Here is a 1,651-nt window from a genome sequence, read left to right as displayed (position 1 = left end):
GCTGCCGTGGCGGCATCTCGATCTGTCGACTTCGCCGGAGTCGGATCGGGGGGCTGTCGTCGAGCGGTTCCTGGCCGATGACAGGGAGACTCATTTCGATCCGGCCCGGCCGCCACTGATGCGTCTGGGTTTGGTGACACTCGATGAGCAGCACGCTGATCTGGTGCTGACCGCTCATCATGTGTTGTTTGACGGTTGGTCGCTGCCGATTTTGGTGCGTGACTTGCTGCGTCTTTACTACAGTTCTGGTGATGTCGCGGGTCTGCCGCGGGCCAGTAGTTACGAGGATTTTCTTTCCTGGCTGGATCGGCATGACGAGCAGCGGTCGATGCAGGCCTGGGAGCAGGCGCTGGCGGGCCTTGAGCAGCCCACGATTCTCTACCCAGCGATCACGGCCGGTGCCGCCGAGGCCGCTACCGCCAGCATCCCTCTGGACCTGACCCGAGAGGAGGGATTGGCCGCTACCCGTCGGGCTGCGGAACTCGGTATCACCGTCAACACTCTTGTCCAGGGCGCCTGGGCTGTCCTCTTGTCCGCTCTCACCGGCCAGGACGATGTCGTTTTCGGTGCGACTGTTTCCGGCCGGCCCGCGGACCTGCCCGGCGTCGATGACATGGTCGGCCTGTTCATCAACACCATTCCCGTCAGGGTCCGCTGCCGGCCCGGTGACACCATCAGTCAGCTCCTGACCGACCTGCAGCACCAGCAAAGTGATCTCCTCGACCACCACCACCAGCCCCTGTCCGACATCCAACAAGCAACCGGACTAGCCACCCTCTTCGACACCCTCGTCGTCGTGGAGTCGTATCCCGTCGACCGGGCGGGAATCGAGAATTTCTCGCGGGGGAGTGACCTCTCCGTTACCGAGGTCGTCCCGTTTGCGGGGTCGCACTATCCGGTGACCCTCACCGCCTCCACCGACCCCCACCTCCAACTCTCCATTCAATACCAGCAACCCCACATCACCACCACCACCGCAACCACCCTCGCCCACCGCTACACCCAACTCCTCCGACACATCATCACCGATCCGGGTGTGTCGGTGCATGCGGTGGATCTGTTGGGGGTTGGTGAGCGTCGTCGGGTGTTGTCGGAGTTCAACGCTCCGGCGGTGTCGTTGCCGGCGGGTTCGGTGTGGGAGTTGGTGGCTGCGCGGGTGGCGGAGTCGCCGGATGCGGTTGCGGTGGTGGCCGGTGGTGTGGCGCTGTCGTATCGGGATGTTGCTGAGCGGTCGGCGGCGGTGGCGCGGGCGTTGCTGGATCGGGGTGTGGGTCCGGAGTCGGTGGTGGCGGTGGCGTTGCCGCGTTCGGTGGATGTGGTGGTGGCGTTGCTGGGTGTGTGGCGTGCTGGTGCTGCTTATGTGCCGGTGGATGTGCGGTATTTGAGTGGTCGTGTGGAGGCGGTGCTGGCGGATGCGGATCCCGTGGTGGTGCTGGCGGATGAGGTCGGTGCTGCTGGGTTGCCGGCTGGTGTTTCGGTGGTGCGGTTTGAGTCGATTGATTTCGCTGGGCGGGTTTCGGTGCCGGTGGTGTCGGTGCGTCCGGAGAATGTGGCGTATGTGATGTATACGTCTGGTTCGACGGGTGTGCCGAAGGGTGTGGAGGTTACTCATGGTGGTGTGGTGAATGGGGTTGTGCAGTTGGTGTCGGTG

The 1,651-nt window shown here is 64.0% G+C and carries 1 protein-coding gene; it reads left to right on the top strand.

Annotation, left to right across the window (positions count from 1 at the left end):
- Position 1: 1 nt before the first annotated feature.
- Positions 2-1,651, top strand: a 1,650-nt coding sequence (locus SALPAC6_RS30805; RefSeq protein WP_317889030.1) for a condensation domain-containing protein, incomplete at its 3' end; no start/stop codon positions are given.

It is taken from the genome of Salinispora mooreana, from assembly GCF_000379065.1.
In the GTDB taxonomy this organism is placed as follows: Bacteria; Actinomycetota; Actinomycetes; order Mycobacteriales; family Micromonosporaceae; genus Micromonospora; species Micromonospora mooreana.
This window is presented reverse-complemented; position numbering and strand designations above follow the sequence as displayed.